Origin of the sequence: Gallintestinimicrobium sp., from assembly GCF_046968865.1 — a bacterium.
Classification (GTDB): domain Bacteria; phylum Bacillota; class Clostridia; order Lachnospirales; family Lachnospiraceae; genus Gallintestinimicrobium; species Gallintestinimicrobium propionicum.
Genome location: NZ_JBKVPW010000024.1, coordinates 1 through 17215, shown reverse-complemented (window position 1 = coordinate 17215; position 17215 = coordinate 1). Strand labels below are relative to the sequence as shown.

The following is a 17215-nucleotide window of genomic DNA, read 5'->3' as shown; positions in this document are numbered from 1 at the left end:
TCGTGCCGTGTATTGCAATTCGTATTCGTTGTACGGCAATATTCCTCCCACATCATTTCTCCAGTCATTCCGACTTCCTCCTCTGTGCCTCCACAAATCTTGAAGTATCTTCCACAACGCCTGTAATTTTTATGCTGTCAGCCTCTACATGGCAGCTGTAGCAGACGATCTGGACACCCTCCTTGGCAGCCTTCACAAGTGCTTCCTTAAACTCCGGCTGTGCCGCTTCGTTTGGCATTACCCGATGAATTCCATTCATCTGAATCACAAAGGCAATTGAGCAATGATAGCCTTCCTTTGCTGCTTTTGTCAGTTCATGCAAGTGCTTCACGCCTCGCTCCGTTGGTGCATCCGGAAATAATCCGATCCCCAGATGCAAATCATCTGCCAGCGTACAGCCCTTTACTTCTGTCAGGAATCTTTCCCCGTCTCTTTCCATATAAAAATCAATTCTGGATTCCCCATAGGTATATTCTGGCTTCACCAGCTCGTAGTTCAGACTCATTAACTGCTGCTTCATCAAAGCGTTCGGTGCCAGACTGTCGATATTCACCCATTTTAGCTTTGGTTTGTATACAGAAATCAGATCATATGCCGTTTTTCGATTTGGGTTCAATGTCTTCTGCAGCGTTACCTTTGCTTCCGGCATCAGAAGCTCCTGCAAACGCCCTGTATTTTTCACATGAACAATCTGCGGTGCTCCGTCAATCAGCACCTCTGCCGTGAATCGGTTCATTCTACGGACGAATGTCCCTGCAACTGTATTCTCATAAATGATTGTCGTATTCTGTTTCACCATACCTCTTCCTATTGCTCATCATTCAGACTTTCCCAGAAGGCTTTGACCGGCTTCTGACCCCTGATTCTCTTTGCCGCGCACTCAGTTTGAACTCCGGGAGCATTTTTCCGCGTCGATCGCCAGCACGAACATCAGCACCCGCAGCGCGTTCACCGGATTGACAATATCAAGAACATAGGTGTCCGTCATATGAAATATTTCTTTTGAAATCACCGCTACCTGCTCTCCTGCTGCCCCGGTAATGGAATAATCCCATTCCAGAAAGCTGCCCTCTACATGCCAGCCACAGCAGTCGATATCATAGCGGGGTTTGAAAAAGGACAACTCCTTGCTGATACATCCAACGTAGCTGCTGCCCTCATACAGTTCGAACTTCGGCAGCCAGGTCAGGATTTTTTCTTTGACCGTCCCCAGCTCCTGTCCTGACGCATCGAAGACTTTCAGGCAGTGTCCCCAGGAAAGCTGCCCTTTTACCACATACACTGTATTGCCGTCTTCATCGTAAATATCATAACTGTCAAACCATGAAAAAAATCTCTGCCGAAATAACAGTTTCATACCTAAGCTCCTTTCCGCTGTTTCTCAGCCTAAGATGTCTTTTGTCCTAAAAGCTGCTCTGTCCAGGCTTTTTCAGAAAATCCGGTCAGCACCGTTTTCTCTCCGACTACGAGCGGACGCTTCACGAGCATTCCGTCCGTCGCAAGAAGCTTTAGCTGCTCTTCTTCGGACATTTCCAGCAGCTTATCCTTTAATCCCAGCTCCTTATAGAGCATTCCGCTCGTGTTGAAGAATTTTTTCAGCGGCAGTCCGCTCTTTTCATACCACGTTTTGAGTTCCTCATAGGTTGGATTCTCTTCTTTGATCGCGCGCTCTTTGTACTCCACGCCGTTTGCATCCAGCCATTTGAATGCTTTCTGACAGGTGGTGCATTTTTTATAGCATAATACTGTTATCATGTTGTTCTCCGTTTTTGAATGTTTTCATCATAGGCTCCTGACACGGCTCACGTCCGCACTCGAACTCTGTTTCACTCCAGAAAATGAATCCGCTCCGGATGGAAGCGATCTTCCTGCGCGCGGCTTTCCGCCGGATATCCGAGCGCAAACAGGGAAAATACCGCCACCTCTTTTGGCAGCTCCAGCAGCTTATGAACTTCCTCCATCTGTTCTTCCATCGGAGCGATTCCGATCCACACACCGCCAAGCCCCTGTGCATCCGTTTCAAGCCACATGTTTTCCTGTGCAATCGAAAGGTCAATCTGCGCAAAATCCGGAGCAATCAGTCCTTCCTTCCGATATACAGGCACGATTACGACCGGCGCGTTTGCTGCACATCCCGCATAGGGTGTCGCTTTGGAAAGCGCTTTAATCTTTTCCGGATTCGTCACCACATAAAATTCCCACGGCTGCTGGTTGCACGCGCTGGGTGCCTGCATACCCGCCCGCAAAATCTGCATCAACTTTTCTTTTTCCACCTGTTTGTCTTCATACCTGCGAACACTGATTCTGTGAAAAATACTGTCCATCGCTCCTCCTTCTCCTGCTGCCACATGTTTGTATATCTATAATTGACGGATACTCTACGATGGATTTTCCCATCGTTCTGAAGCTATTTTACCATCTCATAAAATGAAATCCAAAGAATTTCTGTTAGATTTGTCTATTTTGCATAATAATAGTAATAATTATCATTATTATTTTCAGTTCGGAATCTCCGAAAGTATTTCATCGGCTTTTCGGATCACTTCTCCCGGAACATTCAAAAACTGCAGCGCCGAACGAAGCGTCATTTCCGAAGTGAGCAGGTTTTCTTTCTGTTCTGCAATCCATTTCTGTGTCGTTTCTTCCACCAAAATCAGCTGGTTCAGGCGTTCCACTGCTATCTGGTTTTCTGCGATCGTGGCAAGCAGGCAGTCCACCGACAGGTACGGATCTTTATCCTTCCGAACCCTGCCCGGACACCGCGGGCTGCTCATTTCCCCGGATGTAAACGCACCGAACACATCCTCCAGCCAGCTGATGGTGTCCTCCACCCAGTGAAGCGTCCGACTGCAAAGCTCTGCCGGATCGGCAATCGACGTTCTCGCCGTAGAGAATCCATGGGGACCGAATGCATACAAATGCAGCTCCGCAGAAATTCCATTTTCATACAGCGCTTCGACAAAACGAAGGCTGTTCATCGCCGATACTGTGGTATCCGTTCCTGTCGCTGCGATAAAACAGGGACAGGTCTGACTGTCCACCGCCTTGTCTGCGCCCGGCGCACCCTTTGCGCAGATTGCTGCCAGCCCTTCTAAAATGACCGGATATGCCAAAATCGCCGCAGCCGGACGGTGCTTCGCCATCGTCGCTGCGCACGCTGCCAGATGTCCGCCTGCCGAAAATCCGATGACCGCGATTTTTTCCGGAATCAGATGCCACTCCTTGGCATGCGCTGCGATCAGCTCCATCGCCTGATCATAATCCTCAAGCGGGTTCGGCCACACCGCATTCTCCCATCCTACGGAATACCGCAACACAAACGCATGATAGCCTGCCCGCAGATACTCCTGCGCCACCGGGTCCGCCTCCCGATCCGAGCAGTAGGCATACGCCCCACCCGGAAAAATAACAACCGCCGGACGCTTTTTCGCACGCCAAAATTCCTGGCTGTCGTCCTGCAGATATGCTGTAAGCGTTACATTCCGTTTTTCATTTAAAATAAATACCTGACTGTCCATAAAACCTCCGTTCTGCAGAAGCCACTGTAAAATAGGCTCCTGAAAAAGCATATTGCGGTCTGACCCATAATTACTCGGCCCCCTGATTCCTTATGAGCCACGCAAACCCTTTCGCTGTCCGGATTCCGGCATCTTTGAAGTGATTTCCCGGATTCCATTCCAAAATCGTTCGGATTTTCTGCATCTTTAACAGATTATACCCTTCCCGGATACAGTCCCCAACGGTTGCCATCAGCGGATTTCTGGTTCTTTCTTCACGGTTTCCCAAGCTCAGATACACCGACTTTGCTCTCATATCGTGTTCTTTCATATATTGCAGAAATCCCGGAAACCAGACAGACGGAGATACTGCTGCAACACCTGCAAAGATATCCGTCTGATATGCCGCCCAAAGAGAGAATAATCCCGCCAGCGAATATCCACCGATATAATACGTTTTTCTGCGATCCACACATTGTCCTAAAAGAAATTGCAGCAGCTCCCCCGCACCGTCTCCGAAGCCCTCGCTGCCAAAGACTGCAGACGCCTCCCAGGGCGAAAGATCCTGATTCCAATTGTCCACTTTCACCGCAATCAACTGAAAGTCTGCCTTTCCCTGTTTTCTGATCTCGTTTAATTCTGTTTCCATCTCCTCCAGATCATGATCGTCTACCGGCTGAATCAGGACTGTGGAAGCGGAGAGATTTCCGTAGTGAACTATCTGCATCGCGTCCTCCATTTCTTCTCTTTTGCACCCTTCCTACTAATACACCGTCAGAAAGAGCAAATAAACTTGCCCATCAGAAAATAATCCGTACTGACATCCAAATTTATCAAGATAGCTCCACCTTCTCAGTCGGCCAGAATTTTCTGAGTGCCGCATAGGAAACCAGGAAGTTTGCAAGCCAGCCTGCCGGCACAGCAAGCCAAACGAAATCAATGCCAAAACGCGGTGCACAGATCAATGCCACGGACAGGCGAATCGCAAGGTTTACCATGTTGGCAATAAGGAATGGCCGCATGATCCCGAGTCCGCGAAGAACTCCATCGGTCGCCATTTTGATTCCCATAAAGAGAAAGAAGTAACCAAGCCATCTCATATAATCCCCGGACACCTGATAGGCCAGGGCTGTTCCGTCTTTTCCAAGGAATAGCGAGGAAATCTGTGTGTGCAGCGTTTCAATAACAAGGAAAGCAAGCGCCGCGAAGCACACATCCAATACCAATGCTGCATGGTAGCCTTTTTTGATGCGCTGGGTTTTGTTTGCGCCAAGGTTCTGGGAAACATACGGCGAAACCGCATTCCCGATGGACACGAAAATCAGGGAAAAAACATTCTCCACCCGCATTGTTGCCGCATATCCTGCCAGTGCCTGCGTGCCGAAGGGATTTACCACCGCCTGTACAATCATCATACCGATAGACACGGTAGACTGCTGGAGAACCGATGGAACAGCAATTTGAAGCATGGAACACAGCTCCCGCCCGTCAAACCAGGAAAAGGTACTCTTATACCGCCGCATCCGATTAAAAAAAATCAAAAAGGAAAGCACAGCCGAAATGCCCTGTGCGATCAAAGTTGCAAGGGCGGCACCGAACACGCCGAGCCCCAGACCTGCTACCATCCAAAGATCCATCCCAATATTCAGGATGGAGGAAAAGATCAGCAGCCCCAGCGGAATTTTTGATTCACCGATGGCGGTGAACATGGTAGAGAGAATATTGTACATGAACAAAAACGGAAAGCCCACAAAATAGACCCGCAGGTACAGCACTGCTTCCTTCAAAATATCGGCAGGAGTCTGTAAACCGCTCATCATCCCATGGGAAAACCAAAAGCCAAAGACACCCAGGAGGATACTCAGAACCAAAAAGCTGATCAGAGATGTAGACACAATGGTTTTCATTTTGCCATACTCCCTGGCACCGAAATAGCGGCTCACAAGCACACCTGCACCAACACCAGCCCCCAGTGCCACGCAAATGAAAACATTGGTCAGAGCTGCACAGGCACCAACCGCCGCCAGCGCAGAAGAACCCACAAACTGACCGACGATAATGGAGTCAGCCATATTGTATACCTGCTGAAAAAAGCTGCCAAGAATCATCGGCATTGCAAAAACCGTCAGCGCTTTCAGCGGCGTATCGGTAATCAAATACTCCTCTTTTGACATGATCCTATATCCTCCACAACTTCCTGATTTTTATCTGACTGGATACTCTGTGTCAGAAACTGACCGTCCCGAAACAAAGCGTAGGTCGTGTCCGGTTTTGACCAGGGACTGCCCCAACCGGCTCACAGGATATATTCCATCTGCCGTTCCTTTGTTTTCATGCCCATTTTTTCGTAGAAGTGCTCTGCCGATGTGTTTCCTGTCCAGACGTTCAGGGTTACTTCGTAGCAGCCCAGTTCCTTTGCCTGTTGCTTCACATATTCAAACAGACTTTCCCCAATGTGCTGCCCTCGTGCCTGCTTGTCAACGCACAAGTCATCAATAAACAATGATTTAAAGGACACCATGTTGGTGGAAAAGGGCTGTTCCCTGAGCTGACAGAAGGCATAGCCCATGCACAAATCGTCCTCATCTACGGCAACATAGACCGGTTTATCCTCCTGCTTCAATAATTCCGTCAACTCACAAAGGGTATATTTGGTGGTACCTGGTATAAAAATATCCGGGCGGATCTCTGCATGGATCTGTAATACCTGTCCCAACAGTTCAAGAATTCTTGGGATATCCTTTTTCTCCGCCTTGCGAATCTTCATTTCAAACTTATCTCCTTTACAATTTCGATTTTTCAGGTAAAAAATCTCCGGTTTTGACCGGGGTCTGACCCCTGATTTCTGCGGTCCTCGCCACCGGGATTTTCCCATCGTTTTGAAGCTATTTTACCATCTTATAAAATGAAATCCAACAAATTTCTGTTAGATTTGTCTATTTTGTACAATATTAGTAATAATTATCATTATTATTTCTACAGGTAATATGAGCCTTTTCTCTTTTAAAATCTGCCCGACAGGTATATACTGAAGCTATCAGCAGAGGTGCTGAATTTCAACGAAACGGAGGATACACAGATGTCAAAATTATATACTATTACCTTAAACGGAGTAACGGAGGAGGTTTATAACAAAGCGACGGATTACATCGAGAAACACGCGCTTCGCCTAAACTACAGACCGGAGGTGTCCACCATCGACGCCGAGTTCCCGGACGATATCGATCCTGCAAAGAGCCCCGAGCTGCAGGAAGCGTACATCCGCAACGTACAGCAGAGACTGTAAGGTTCGGATTCTGACGCGGGACGCTGCATGCGCCTGCAATGTGTAAAAACATACCATAAATTTCGAAAAAGAAAACCTCTCCCGCCGGTTTCCCGACTGCGGAGAGGTTTTTTCTGGTATCCAATAGAATGCGCGCTCTGCCATCTTTATCCAACCTTAATGCGACGTCCCCGTCCCTTATCCGATCTTAAAATCTCTGGCCGTATAAAATATAATTATCACAGAAATAAGGAGCTGCCTTTATGCCAAAGAAAATCATCCGTCGAAAGCACCGTCTTTCGTCTTTTCAAACTATCACATTAAGGTTTGCCGGGGTCATTTTGCTCGGAGCACTGCTGCTGATGCTTCCGCTCTCCACAACAGCCGGATGTGTAACGCCATTCAATGAAACGCTGTTTACCGCGACCTCTGCCGTCTGCGTCACAGGACTTGTTGTTCAAGATACCGGAAGCTATTGGTCCGGCTTCGGACAGATGATCATTCTGGTACTGATCCAGATCGGAGGACTTGGCGTCATAACCGTAGCAGCATCGTTTGCGCTGTTGTCCGGGCGAAAAATCTCCCTGATGCAGCGCAGCACCATGCAAGATGCAATTTCTGCGCCAAAGGTCGGCGGAATCGTCCGTCTGACACGGTTCATCTTGCGAGGAACGTTTTTGATCGAACTGCTGGGCGCACTGGCCATGCTGCCGGTGTTTTGCCATGACTATGGATGGCGCGGCATCTGGATGGCAGTGTTTCATTCCATATCCGCATTCTGCAACGCCGGATTTGACATTCTTGGAACAGAAAGTAATCTCTATCCATCCCTTACCGGCTATGCCAGCAGTCCGACAATCAATATCACGATCATGCTGCTGATCGTAGTTGGCGGCATTGGTTTTTTGACATGGGACGATGTCTGCGAAAACAAGTGGCGGCTTCATCGCTACCGGATGCAGAGTAAGGTGATCCTTGTCACGACAGGTCTTTTAATTCTTTTGCCCGCTGCGTTTTTCTTTTTCACCGACTTTTCCGCGCTTTCTACCGGAAAGCGGCTGCTGGCATCTTTTTTTCAGTCCGTTACGCCGAGGACCGCGGGCTATAACACAGTAACGCTATCTGCAATGTCCGGTGCGTCGCAGGGCATAATGATCCTTCTGATGCTCATTGGCGGTTCTCCGGGTTCTACGGCAGGCGGAATAAAAACAACGACACTGGCGGTCTTGCTTGCCAATACTTCCGCAACCTTTCGTCAGCGGGAGAATGCTCAGTTTTTCGGACGTAGGATTGATTTCAGCGCTGTCAAGACCGCCGCAACCATTCTGACAATGTACCTTACACTGTTCTTTGGCGGCGCTGTTTTTATCAGCGTGTATGAAGATTTGACGCTTTCCGCATGCCTGTATGAAACGGCTTCGGCAGTCGGAACAGTGGGATTGACGCTGGGTATCACGCCTCAGCTGCATCTCCCTTCCCAAATAGTGCTGATCATGCTCATGTATCTGGGCAGAGTCGGCGGTCTTACGCTCATTTATGCAGCGTTTTCCGGTAAAAAAATAAACGGCGCAAAGCTGCCGCAGGAAAAAATAATGATTGGATAAGGAGTCTTTACACATGAAAAACATTTTATTGATTGGCGCAGGCCGCTTCGGACGGCATATCGCTATGCAATTATCTCAGCTGGAGCATCAGATCATGGCAGTCGATACAAACGAAGAACGGATCAATGATGTACTTCACCTCGTCACCAACGCGCAAATTGGAGACAGTACAAACGCGGAGTTTCTTCGTTCCCTTGGCATCAGAAATTTCGATGTCTGCATCGTGACCATTGGCGGCAGCTTTCAGAATTCGCTGGAAACGACGTCGCTTCTGAAGGAGCTTGGCGCGAAGTGTGTAGTGTCGCGTGCAGAGCGGGATGTACATGCAAAGTTTCTGCTTCGCAACGGAGCCGACCATGTGATCTACCCGGAAAAGCAGGTAGCAGAATGGGCAGCAATTCGATATACTGCCGATCATATTTTCGACTACATGGAGATCGACGGGCAGCACGCCATTTTTGAAGTAGAAGTTCCACACGAGTGGATTGGCAAAAGCGTTGGTGAACTGAATATTCGCAGGAAGTATGGCATTAACATTCTTGGCATCAAACATTCCGGAAAAACCGACGTTTCAATTACATCTGATACGGTGCTGTCAGGAGAAATAACCATTTTAGCGCTGGGTGAATATAAGGCGCTGCAAAAGTGTTTCCGGATATGAACGGACGGTGAAACAATGTGAAAGATGTCATTTTGATCGTTGGGATGGCTCTAACGTTCCTGTTCGGATGGTTTCTGATGAAGCAGCTGGATCGCTTTCTGTACGAAAATCAGAAACGAATCCGATTGGACACAATAGAAACCGCCGCCTTTTGGTGCTATAATACCATCAAAAGAGGTGGTGAAACTGTGCAGAACAATGAAAACAATCTATCAAAAGAGCATATTCTGGTGTGCCTGTCCTCGTCCCCATCCAATGAACGTATTGTACGAATGGCAGGAAAAATGGCGCAGGCATTTTGCGGAAGCCTTACCGCGCTCTATGTGCAGACTCCCGGATACTCTGGCATGAACGCAGAAGATATCGCTCGACTGCAGGCGAATATACGTCTTGCGCAGCAGCTTGGTGCAGAGATCATCACAACACATGGAGAAGATGTACCAACGCAGATTGCAGAATATGCGCGGCTCTCCGATGTGACCAAAATCGTAATTGGGCGCAGCGGCGTGCAGCGACGGCATTTCTGGAGCGAACCGACGCTGACAGAACAGCTCATTACGCTTGCGCCGGAGATGGACATTCACATCATTCCGGATGCGGAGGTCTATAAAAGCTATCCCAGGAAACCACTTTTCGCCGTTCGCCCGGCGCTTCCAACCGCCCGGGAACTGCTTCTGACTGTCGGGATTCTGACAGCCGCTACGATCATCGGATGGTTGTTTCTGCGGCTTGGCTTTGCGGATGCCAATATCATCATGGTTTATCTGCTGGGTGTGCTTCTGACCTCCGCTTTTACCAGCGGATATACCTGCGGCGTGCTGTCCGCCTTTTTGAGTGTCATCTTGTTCAATTATTTTCTGACAGAACCCAGGCTGTCTTTGGTCGCCTATGGAAGCAAATATCCCATAACCTTTGCCGTCATGTTCATGGCTGCGCTTTTGACCGGTACACTTGCAGCCAAGCTCAAAGCCCACGCGCAGCTATCCGCACGGGACGCTTATCGCACAAAGCTGCTTTTTGATATGAACAGGCAGCTTCAAAAGGCGGAAACGTCTGAGGAAGTTTACCGGATGACCGCAACGCAGATACAAAAGCTCATGCAGCGGAACATCCTGATTTATCCGGCACAGGAAGGCGCGCTGTCCAAAGGGATCCTTTACCCGGCTGACGCAAGCTGCCCCTATAGTGCCCCGGACACAGACCAGGAACAGGATGTGATCGACTGGGTCTGGCAAAACCGGAAACGTGCCGGAGCAACGACACAAAACTTTCCCAAAGCAAAACGACTGTATCTTGCCATTCGTACTGAGCAGCAAATTTACGGCGTTGTCGGGATTCCGATGGAAAAGCAAACGCAGCCTGACGCATTTACATCCAGCGTTCTGTTCTCCCTTCTCGGTGAGTGCGCTCTGGCGCTGGACAACCTGCGAAATGCCAGAGAAAAGGAAGAAGCTGCCGTTCTTGCAAAGAACGAACAGCTTCGCGCTAATCTTCTGCGTTCAATTTCTCATGATCTCAGGACACCGCTGACCTCTATTTCCGGCAATGCCGACACACTGCTGCACAGCTATGACATGCTGGATGAGCAAACACGGAAACAGATTTTTACGGACATTCATGACGATGCACAGTGGCTGACCGAGCTGGTTGAGAATTTGCTCTCCATTACGAAAATTGCTGACGGCAGCGTCAAGCTGCGTCTTTCCGATCAGGTTGTGGACGATATTGTGTCGGAAGCGCTACGGCATATCGACCGAAGATCGACAGAACATCACATCACGGTGGATTGCGGAGACGTGCCGCTGCTGATACGGGTGGATGCAGGACTCATCGTGCAGGTGCTTATCAATCTGGTGAACAATGCAGTCAAATATACTACGGCTGGCTCTAACATCTGGATCACGGCAATCCAGCAAAAAAAAGCGGTTGAGATCTGTGTCAGCGATAACGGCCCTGGTATCCCGGACGAACTAAAGGAGCGTGTTTTTGAAATGTTCTTTGCCGGGGGAAATCCGATTGGCGACAGCCGCCGAAGCCTCGGACTTGGGCTCACGCTCTGCCAAGCCATCATTCATGCACATCATGGCGAAATAACGCTGAAAAACAATTCGCCGCATGGCTGCATCTTTTCCTTTACATTACCACTTAGTGAGGTGAACTTAAATGAATAAGCCACTTATCCTTGTTGTAGAAGACGATACCCCTGTGCGCAATCTGATCACTACGACACTGAAAACTCACGAATACAGGTATCTTTCGGCGCAAAACGGCGCAAGCGCCGTAATGGAGGCGCTGTCTCACAATCCAGATATTGTGCTGCTTGATCTGGGACTTCCAGATATGGATGGCGTGGAGATCATCCAAAAGATCCGTTCGTGGTCGAATATGCCGATCATTGTAATCAGCGCCAGGACAGAGGATTCCGATAAAATCGGGGCGCTGGATGCCGGGGCGGACGATTACCTGACGAAGCCTTTTTCCGTGGATGAACTGTTGGCACGACTGCGGGTGACGCAGCGAAGGTTAGCGTTGATAAAAGCAGATACGGCAAAGGAAACCCCAATTTTTACGAACGGTGCGCTGAAAATCGACTATGCGGCAGGCTGCGCATATCTTGATGGTGCAGAACTGCACCTAACGCCCATCGAATACAAACTGTTGTGCCTGCTCTCCAAAAATGTTGGTAAGGTTCTGACACACACCTACATTACGCAACAGATTTGGGGCAGCAGTTGGGAAAATGATATTGCTTCTCTGCGAGTATTCATGGCAACCCTGCGCAAAAAGCTGGAAAACGGGAAAGATGGGCAGCAATACATACAAACGCACATCGGCATCGGTTATCGGATGCTGCGGGTCGAGTGAGCAATCCCTGAGCTCAAAACTCTGTGAAAAAAGCTGCCTTTCCCCATCGTCTAAACCCAGTGGGGTTGCGGCAGCCTTATTTCAAAATGATTTCTATTTGTTTTTATAAATCCTTCTTTTTGTAACTTTGATATCTCCGTAGACATTGCTGCACGATCAATACAAAGATAATCAGCCAGCTGCTGCCGATCAAAAGGAATCTCAAAAGACAATGACGAACGTTTGATAGATTCAGCAGACAGATAGGATAATAATTTATCCCTTGTTGTTCGCTTTCCAACATGTGTGATCTTATCGTTCAGGATCAGTATCTTATTTGCCAGGACACGAACCAGATTACGGATCAGCTTCTGATGATGCTCACATGCAGTTGGACAAGTAACCAGAAGTCTTTGGATATTTAAGAAAATAATTTCACAATCCTCATCCGCTACCACACTGATATTTAAAACAGCTCCCGGGCTTGCTGCATACGGTTCTCCAAAGAAATCACTGGCATGACATTTTGACAAAATATTCCGATGTCCCCAGAGATCTTCCTGCATAACAAGAACACAGCCTGACACCACAAGTCCCATTACCTCGGTAGAATCTCCTGCTCTGAAAATATAGGAATCCCGTTCTTTAGAAACTGCTGTTGCATTTACACAATGCAATATGGATAATATCTCGTTATCTGTAAGACCTTTAAAAAACGGACTGTTTCTTAGGATAGGTAAATATTTTTCCAAAATCATTCCTCCATGTTGGAAATCAAACATACAAGTCGTATTTCACATACTACAATTCTAGCAGAAACAAACATTCAATGCTATGGACGGAGGATAAAATGTTAAGAAAGCTTATCAAGATCGATAAAGAAAAATGTAACGGCTGCGGTGCCTGCGCAGACGCTTGCCACGAAGGTGCTATTGATATCATTGACGGAAAGGCAGAATTGATGCGAGAACATTTCTGTGACGGACTAGGCGATTGTCTTCCGAAATGTCCCACAGGTGCCATTTCTTTTGAAGAAAGAGAAGCCCCTGCATATGATGAAGAAGCCGTGAAAGAAGCACAGAAAAAACAATTTGCCAAAAACCCGGCAATGTCCTCTCACTCCAGCTGTCCTGGATCTAAAATCATGCAGATTCGGCGAACAGAAACGCCTGAGTCCGAAAAACCAGCTTCTACTGCAGATTCAATATCAAAGCTTCAGAACTGGCCGGTACAGATTAAACTGGCTCCTATTCATGCACCATATTTTAACGATGCAAAACTTTTAATTGCAGCCGATTGTACTGCATACGCTTATGCCAGCTTTCATCAGGATTTTATTCGAAATAAGGTAACTTTAATTGGTTGTCCAAAATTAGATCAAGTAGATTACAGTGAGAAACTGACCGGGATTATTCAAAATAACAATATTCAAAGTGTGACAATTGTAAGAATGGAGGTTCCATGCTGCGGTGGACTGGAGATGGCAGCAAAAAAAGCACTTCAAAACAGTGGAAAATTCATACCATGGCAGGTTGTAACAATCAGTATTGATGGGAAAATTCTGGAGTAGAGGAGACTACAATCATGGAAAAAAAGATGTTTTGTTATCAGCGCGAACAGACAGATACTGCCAAACTACAGGATGAACTGACCGGTGCATTGATTGCTCTTGCAAGAGCAGTCGATGGCGCAGAAATTATTTCCCCAAGAACTTCACAAGTCATACTGAAAGGACTGTTTACAACAATTACAAATGTGAGTTTTAATAATGCAGCCATCGAAAAAATGATACGAGAAGTCAGAGTTGAAAAAGAAAGACTGGTTCCTGACTGCAGCAAATGTCCGTCACCATGCGGTAAAACAGCTGAATACAATATGCAGCAGCTGTGGAATGCCGATGAAGATATCCGTTCCTTAAAGTCCCTTATTCTTTTCGGAATTCGCGGAATGTCAGCCTATGCATATCTCGCAAATGTTCTGGATTACGAAGATGACGAAGTGAATCGATTCTTCTGTGAAGCATTATTTAGGATTGGCTATGAAGAAAGTGTGGAAACTCTGCTTCCTACCGTACTCAAAGTAGGAGAAATCCATCTGAAGTGTATGGCACTTCTTGACAAAGCAAATACAGAACTCTGCTAAAGCATTTGCCGCGTTCTTCGAGAGCGTTTCATTGTCGATAGAATGATGCTCCGATTTCAGATAATCCGAAATTGATTTTGCCGAGAATGAATTTCCCACACTTCTATTGATTTTCACTGATTTTTTCGAAAAAAGACAGAGCAGGATTCGTTCCCACTCTGTCTCATTTTCTTTGTAACTATCTGTTGTTTCATCGTAAAATTTGATACTTATTCATCCTCAGAACCACTCTTTTTTCTGACGAAAATTACTGCACCAAACACACTCAACAGAATACACATTCCGATGATGAATTCTCTGATTCCATGTTGACCGTCAGTATGGCTGTAGATCCAAACTCTCCGTCAGATGCTTTCCTTCTGCCTTATCCTGCGGTGTAGATTTTCCTCCAGGGATTTCCTCCACCGGATCCACCGAAGAAAGACAGATCACAAAAATTCACTTAAACTATGATAGATTTCACCATCTCGCCCTGGCATCGCTTTTGCACACGTCAATGAATTTAAAATAGATTCTTCCACAGCCTCTGCCACCAGCCGGAATACCTTATCAAGTTGATTTTCCGGGAAGTACTTCATCATATGAAACTGCTCTTCTTTCGTATCCGGTATCCCATTCGCATTGGTAAACCCAATAAATACATCCCCACTGCCATGTCCCATAAAAGAACCAGTTCGTATCAACCCAACTGCTGCTCTTTTTAAAACTCTCTTTAACTGTCTCTCTCCAAGCGGCAGATCAGTCCCCACAATGACCATGATGGAACCCTTATCCTCTTTTGCACTGTTTTGCATTTTCGTGCATATCTGTCTGCCAACCGGTACGCCGGCAACGGTAAGATCTTGCGTTTTTCCAAAATTAGACTGCACCAAAACACCGATTGTATACTCTTTACCGCCAAACGTTAAAATTCTTGATGCGGAACCAATCCCACCCTTTAATCCAAAACAGACTGTTCCTCTTCCGGCACCGACTGCCCCCTGCTTAAAGTTTTTTTCTGCGTGCTCGATTGCGAAAAGTACATCTTCTGCCTCTACTACCCGTTCTGTGATCTGATTAATTCTAGAGTCATTCGTCTCTCCTACTACTGGATTAACGCTTACTAACTCTTTACCGTTCTTCCTGCATTCCTTTTCCGTAAATGTGACAAGCCCATCTGCTGCCTTTCCTACATTTAGTGTATTCGTCAGTGCGATCGGCGTCTCTAATACACCGAGTTCTTCAATCTGAACCGTTCCCTGCGTCTTCCCAAAACCATTTAATGCATAAACCGCTGCAAGTGGCTTCCTTTCATAGACAAAACCATCACATGGTATGATCACTGTAACACCAGTCTGTTTTTTTCCCTTCCTCACCGTATAATGCCCAACCTTTACTCCCGGCACATCCGTGATCGTATTGCGAATGCCACACTTGCCATTTCCTATCGTATATCCATATGCACGGATTCCCTTTCCTGTAATTTCTTTCACAAAATATAAGGTATCAATTCCCTCACCTCTGTCATTTTTCAGACGTGTTTCACAGTGAAAATCCATTTTTTCCATCAGGTGCAGCTGTGCTTTGTTCGTACTCCAGGTTCTAAGTGCCATTACCGTATATCTGCTGCTTTCTTCCACATATTCTTTCGCTTTCTGATATAATACCAGTGCTAGCCCCTGGCCTCTGTACTCTTTTCTGATGCAGAGTGTGGTAAAATAACAGATATCCCTGTAATCTTTTAAAGCCTCACATTCTTCCATCGAACGAAATGACAGAAAAGCAATGATTTTCTTCTCTCTTTTTAATAAAAGTGTATGCTGTTTTGCCACCTCATTAAAGTAATTTCTTACACCGTCACCAGATTTTTTCTCCCATGTCTTTTGAACAGTGCTTCCCCGCTCCGATAACGGCGGTTCAAAATCCTTATCACACTCTGATAAAATAGCATACACCTCGTTTGCTTCCCATTCATCCTCTAACTTATCTCTGAAAAAAATTTCATCCTTCATTTGTTCTGCTCCTATCTCATCTGCCACATAGCATCCAGTTTTCGCGTGAAAAGTTCAGATTTCCATGTTCCAATACCATGAGTATACAATAATTTCTGATTTTTAGCTACCTTAACCCACCGTCTAAAGCCAGTGGGATTGCGGTAGCCTTATTTCAAGCGCAGATACGATTCATATACTGGCGTTGTTCCCTCAAGGAAGCCGCTCCGGTGGCCATGTGATGCTTGCAGCTCGACAAAATGCTTGTTTCAACACCTCCTGACCTTTCTTTCTCTCGTATAACAAGAAAGAAAGAACAAGAAAGGAAGCGTAGCTGATGCTATCAGACCAGTGCGAAACCACAACAAAAGTCGCGCTATTTCAAGGGAAGGATAAGGAGCTATTCCGTGACAGAAAGGAATTTAAGGGCTCCATTTTGAAGCAACTTGAAGATGTCTATCAATTTATAGATTTGGTCAATAAAACAAAAGCAACCTTTACCGGTCTGGATCGAACCGACAGAAGAGATTATCCAGAGGATGCAATCAGAGAATCTTTATTGAACAGCATGGTTCACCGTGATTACTCCTTCAGCGGAAGCAATCTGGTCAATGTCTATGAGGATAGAATCGAATTTGTCTCTCTTGGAGGTCTTGTATCCGGTCTGGAACTGGAATCCATTTTCTTAGGTGTTTCACAATCGAGAAATCCGAACCTTGCGGCTGTTTTCTACCGAATGAGATTGATTGAAAGTTATGGCACAGGAATTGGAAAAATTGAACGTGCATATAAGACTTGCCCATCCCAGCCAAAGTTTGAAACGGCAAAAGGTGTTTTCCGCGTAACACTTCCCAATAGGAATGAGCAGCCGGAAATGGATGTCCGGGTATCTGATAAAGCGGACAAAGATGTATCACTAAATGAACAGAAGTCACTCATTCTTCAATACGCACGGGAAAACGGCAGTGTTACAAGAAAAGAAGTCGAGGATTTGATTAGCGCCGGAACAACAAAGGCTTTCCGGTTGCTTAAAGAACTTTGCGAAGATGGCAAACTTGAGCAAAAAGGAAGCGGCAAGTTGAGCACCTATGTTGCCAAATAGGCAATATTCCAGAGTCTGTGATACTTTTTCTGTAAAATAATCTAGGCAAGGTTCTTCTATGATAAAATAATTATCCATTAGGAGGGCCTTTTATTATGGCAAGACAAAAGAAACCTGTACACAGAGTACA

17 protein-coding genes and 2 pseudogenes are annotated in these 17215 nt (G+C 46.6%); 8 read left to right on the top strand and 11 right to left on the bottom strand.

From position 1 onward, the window contains the following. Positions 1 to 64 precede the first annotated feature (64 nt). The 9 genes and pseudogenes from sfsA to ACLTOQ_RS15265 form a co-directional block, all read right to left on the bottom strand. Positions 65 to 799 (bottom strand): DNA/RNA nuclease SfsA, encoded by a 735-nt coding sequence (sfsA, locus tag ACLTOQ_RS15305; RefSeq protein ID WP_337598753.1) that lies wholly within the window; start codon positions 797 to 799, stop codon positions 65 to 67. A gap of 81 nt (positions 800 to 880) precedes the next feature. Continuing rightward, a complete protein-coding gene (locus tag ACLTOQ_RS15300; RefSeq protein WP_021915296.1) occupies positions 881 to 1357 on the bottom strand; it encodes an LURP-one-related/scramblase family protein in 477 nt (158 codons plus the stop codon). Positions 1358 to 1386: 29 nt separating this feature from the next. Next, positions 1387 to 1755 (bottom strand): arsenate reductase family protein, encoded by a 369-nt coding sequence (locus ACLTOQ_RS15295; protein ID WP_337425639.1) that lies wholly within the window; start codon positions 1753 to 1755, stop codon positions 1387 to 1389. 71 nt (positions 1756 to 1826) lie between these two features. After that, entirely contained in the window at positions 1827 to 2324 is a 498-nt protein-coding gene (locus ACLTOQ_RS15290; protein ID WP_021915298.1) for a nitroreductase family protein, read from the bottom strand. 174 nt (positions 2325 to 2498) lie between these two features. After that, positions 2499 to 3518, bottom strand: a complete 1020-nt coding sequence (locus ACLTOQ_RS15285; RefSeq protein ID WP_412319876.1) for an alpha/beta hydrolase — start codon at positions 3516 to 3518, stop codon at positions 2499 to 2501. A gap of 70 nt (positions 3519 to 3588) precedes the next feature. Next, positions 3589 to 4224: an esterase gene (locus ACLTOQ_RS15280; RefSeq protein WP_349174019.1), complete on the bottom strand. Its 636-nt coding sequence runs from the start codon at positions 4222 to 4224 to the stop codon at positions 3589 to 3591. A gap of 106 nt (positions 4225 to 4330) precedes the next feature. Next, on the bottom strand, positions 4331 to 5671 hold the full coding sequence (locus ACLTOQ_RS15275; protein WP_337622489.1) for an MATE family efflux transporter: 1341 nt from the start codon (positions 5669 to 5671) through the stop codon (positions 4331 to 4333). Continuing rightward, positions 5650 to 5760 (bottom strand): annotated as a pseudogene (locus ACLTOQ_RS15270) (YoaP domain-containing protein); the annotation flags it as partial. The gene ACLTOQ_RS15275 and the pseudogene ACLTOQ_RS15270, both read right to left, overlap by 22 nt. A gap of 33 nt (positions 5761 to 5793) precedes the next feature. Then, entirely contained in the window at positions 5794 to 6264 is a 471-nt protein-coding gene (locus ACLTOQ_RS15265) for a GNAT family N-acetyltransferase (RefSeq protein ID WP_021915300.1), read from the bottom strand. Between the two features lie 312 nt (positions 6265 to 6576). Here ACLTOQ_RS15265 and ACLTOQ_RS15260 point away from each other — a divergent pair, with 312 nt between their 5' ends. The 5 genes from ACLTOQ_RS15260 to ACLTOQ_RS15240 all read left to right on the top strand — a co-directional run bounded on the left by ACLTOQ_RS15260 (position 6577) and on the right by ACLTOQ_RS15240 (position 11892). Then, a complete protein-coding gene (locus tag ACLTOQ_RS15260) occupies positions 6577 to 6783 on the top strand; it encodes a hypothetical protein (protein WP_021914527.1) in 207 nt (68 codons plus the stop codon). 242 nt (positions 6784 to 7025) lie between these two features. Continuing rightward, positions 7026 to 8366, top strand: coding sequence for a TrkH family potassium uptake protein (locus ACLTOQ_RS15255; RefSeq protein WP_412319874.1), 1341 nt, complete (start codon positions 7026 to 7028; stop codon positions 8364 to 8366). Between the two features lie 13 nt (positions 8367 to 8379). Further along, on the top strand, positions 8380 to 9027 hold the full coding sequence (locus tag ACLTOQ_RS15250; protein WP_262587996.1) for a potassium channel family protein: 648 nt from the start codon (positions 8380 to 8382) through the stop codon (positions 9025 to 9027). A 17-nt stretch (positions 9028 to 9044) separates the two neighbouring features. Then, the gene (locus ACLTOQ_RS15245) at positions 9045 to 11198 is read left to right on the top strand and encodes a DUF4118 domain-containing protein (protein WP_412319872.1); all 2154 of its coding nucleotides are present in this window, start codon (positions 9045 to 9047) and stop codon (positions 11196 to 11198) included. Then, the gene (locus ACLTOQ_RS15240) at positions 11191 to 11892 is read left to right on the top strand and encodes a response regulator (protein ID WP_262587992.1); all 702 of its coding nucleotides are present in this window, start codon (positions 11191 to 11193) and stop codon (positions 11890 to 11892) included. The genes ACLTOQ_RS15245 and ACLTOQ_RS15240 overlap by 8 nt, the downstream gene beginning before the upstream one ends. A 50-nt stretch (positions 11893 to 11942) precedes the next feature. Here the strand turns inward: ACLTOQ_RS15240 and ACLTOQ_RS15235 are convergent, their stop codons facing one another. Next, positions 11943 to 12623 (bottom strand): Crp/Fnr family transcriptional regulator, encoded by a 681-nt coding sequence (locus ACLTOQ_RS15235; protein ID WP_337598864.1) that lies wholly within the window; start codon positions 12621 to 12623, stop codon positions 11943 to 11945. 98 nt (positions 12624 to 12721) lie between these two features. On the opposite strand from ACLTOQ_RS15235, the gene ACLTOQ_RS15230 reads away from it, so the two are divergent. Both ACLTOQ_RS15230 and ACLTOQ_RS15225 read left to right on the top strand, forming a co-directional pair. Then, positions 12722 to 13441, top strand: a complete 720-nt coding sequence (locus ACLTOQ_RS15230) for a 4Fe-4S binding protein (protein WP_021914521.1) — start codon at positions 12722 to 12724, stop codon at positions 13439 to 13441. 14 nt (positions 13442 to 13455) lie between these two features. Beyond that, a pseudogene (locus tag ACLTOQ_RS15225) lies at positions 13456 to 14004 on the top strand (hydroxylamine reductase); the annotation flags it as partial. A 437-nt stretch (positions 14005 to 14441) separates the two neighbouring features. Here ACLTOQ_RS15225 and ACLTOQ_RS15220 read toward each other — a convergent pair. After that, positions 14442 to 16004, bottom strand: coding sequence for a GNAT family N-acetyltransferase (locus tag ACLTOQ_RS15220; protein WP_412319869.1), 1563 nt, complete (start codon positions 16002 to 16004; stop codon positions 14442 to 14444). Between the two features lie 316 nt (positions 16005 to 16320). Here ACLTOQ_RS15220 and ACLTOQ_RS15215 point away from each other — a divergent pair, with 316 nt between their 5' ends. Continuing rightward, complete coding sequence (locus tag ACLTOQ_RS15215; protein ID WP_337425652.1) at positions 16321 to 17085, top strand: ATP-binding protein; 765 nt, start codon at positions 16321 to 16323, stop codon at positions 17083 to 17085. The last annotated feature ends 130 nt before the right edge of the window (positions 17086 to 17215 follow it).

Excerpts from the sequence above, each read along its gene's own strand:
- ACLTOQ_RS15290 (WP_021915298.1), bottom strand. The coding sequence starts at position 2,324 with ATGGACAGTATTTTTCACAGAATCAGTGTTCGCAGGTATGAAGACAAA.
- ACLTOQ_RS15255 (WP_412319874.1), top strand. The coding sequence starts at position 7,026 with ATGCCAAAGAAAATCATCCGTCGAAAGCACCGTCTTTCGTCTTTTCAA.
- ACLTOQ_RS15250 (WP_262587996.1), top strand. The coding sequence starts at position 8,380 with ATGAAAAACATTTTATTGATTGGCGCAGGCCGCTTCGGACGGCATATC.
- ACLTOQ_RS15295 (WP_337425639.1), bottom strand. The coding sequence starts at position 1,755 with ATGATAACAGTATTATGCTATAAAAAATGCACCACCTGTCAGAAAGCA.
- ACLTOQ_RS15220 (WP_412319869.1), bottom strand. The coding sequence starts at position 16,004 with ATGAAGGATGAAATTTTTTTCAGAGATAAGTTAGAGGATGAATGGGAA.
- ACLTOQ_RS15230 (WP_021914521.1), top strand. The coding sequence starts at position 12,722 with ATGTTAAGAAAGCTTATCAAGATCGATAAAGAAAAATGTAACGGCTGC.
- ACLTOQ_RS15260 (WP_021914527.1), top strand. The coding sequence starts at position 6,577 with ATGTCAAAATTATATACTATTACCTTAAACGGAGTAACGGAGGAGGTT.
- ACLTOQ_RS15275 (WP_337622489.1), bottom strand. The coding sequence starts at position 5,671 with ATGTCAAAAGAGGAGTATTTGATTACCGATACGCCGCTGAAAGCGCTG.
- sfsA (WP_337598753.1), bottom strand. The coding sequence starts at position 799 with ATGGTGAAACAGAATACGACAATCATTTATGAGAATACAGTTGCAGGG.
- ACLTOQ_RS15240 (WP_262587992.1), top strand. The coding sequence starts at position 11,191 with ATGAATAAGCCACTTATCCTTGTTGTAGAAGACGATACCCCTGTGCGC.
- ACLTOQ_RS15215 (WP_337425652.1), top strand. The coding sequence starts at position 16,321 with ATGCTATCAGACCAGTGCGAAACCACAACAAAAGTCGCGCTATTTCAA.
- ACLTOQ_RS15300 (WP_021915296.1), bottom strand. The coding sequence starts at position 1,357 with ATGAAACTGTTATTTCGGCAGAGATTTTTTTCATGGTTTGACAGTTAT.
- ACLTOQ_RS15280 (WP_349174019.1), bottom strand. The coding sequence starts at position 4,224 with ATGCAGATAGTTCACTACGGAAATCTCTCCGCTTCCACAGTCCTGATT.
- ACLTOQ_RS15285 (WP_412319876.1), bottom strand. The coding sequence starts at position 3,518 with ATGGACAGTCAGGTATTTATTTTAAATGAAAAACGGAATGTAACGCTT.
- ACLTOQ_RS15265 (WP_021915300.1), bottom strand. The coding sequence starts at position 6,264 with ATGAAGATTCGCAAGGCGGAGAAAAAGGATATCCCAAGAATTCTTGAA.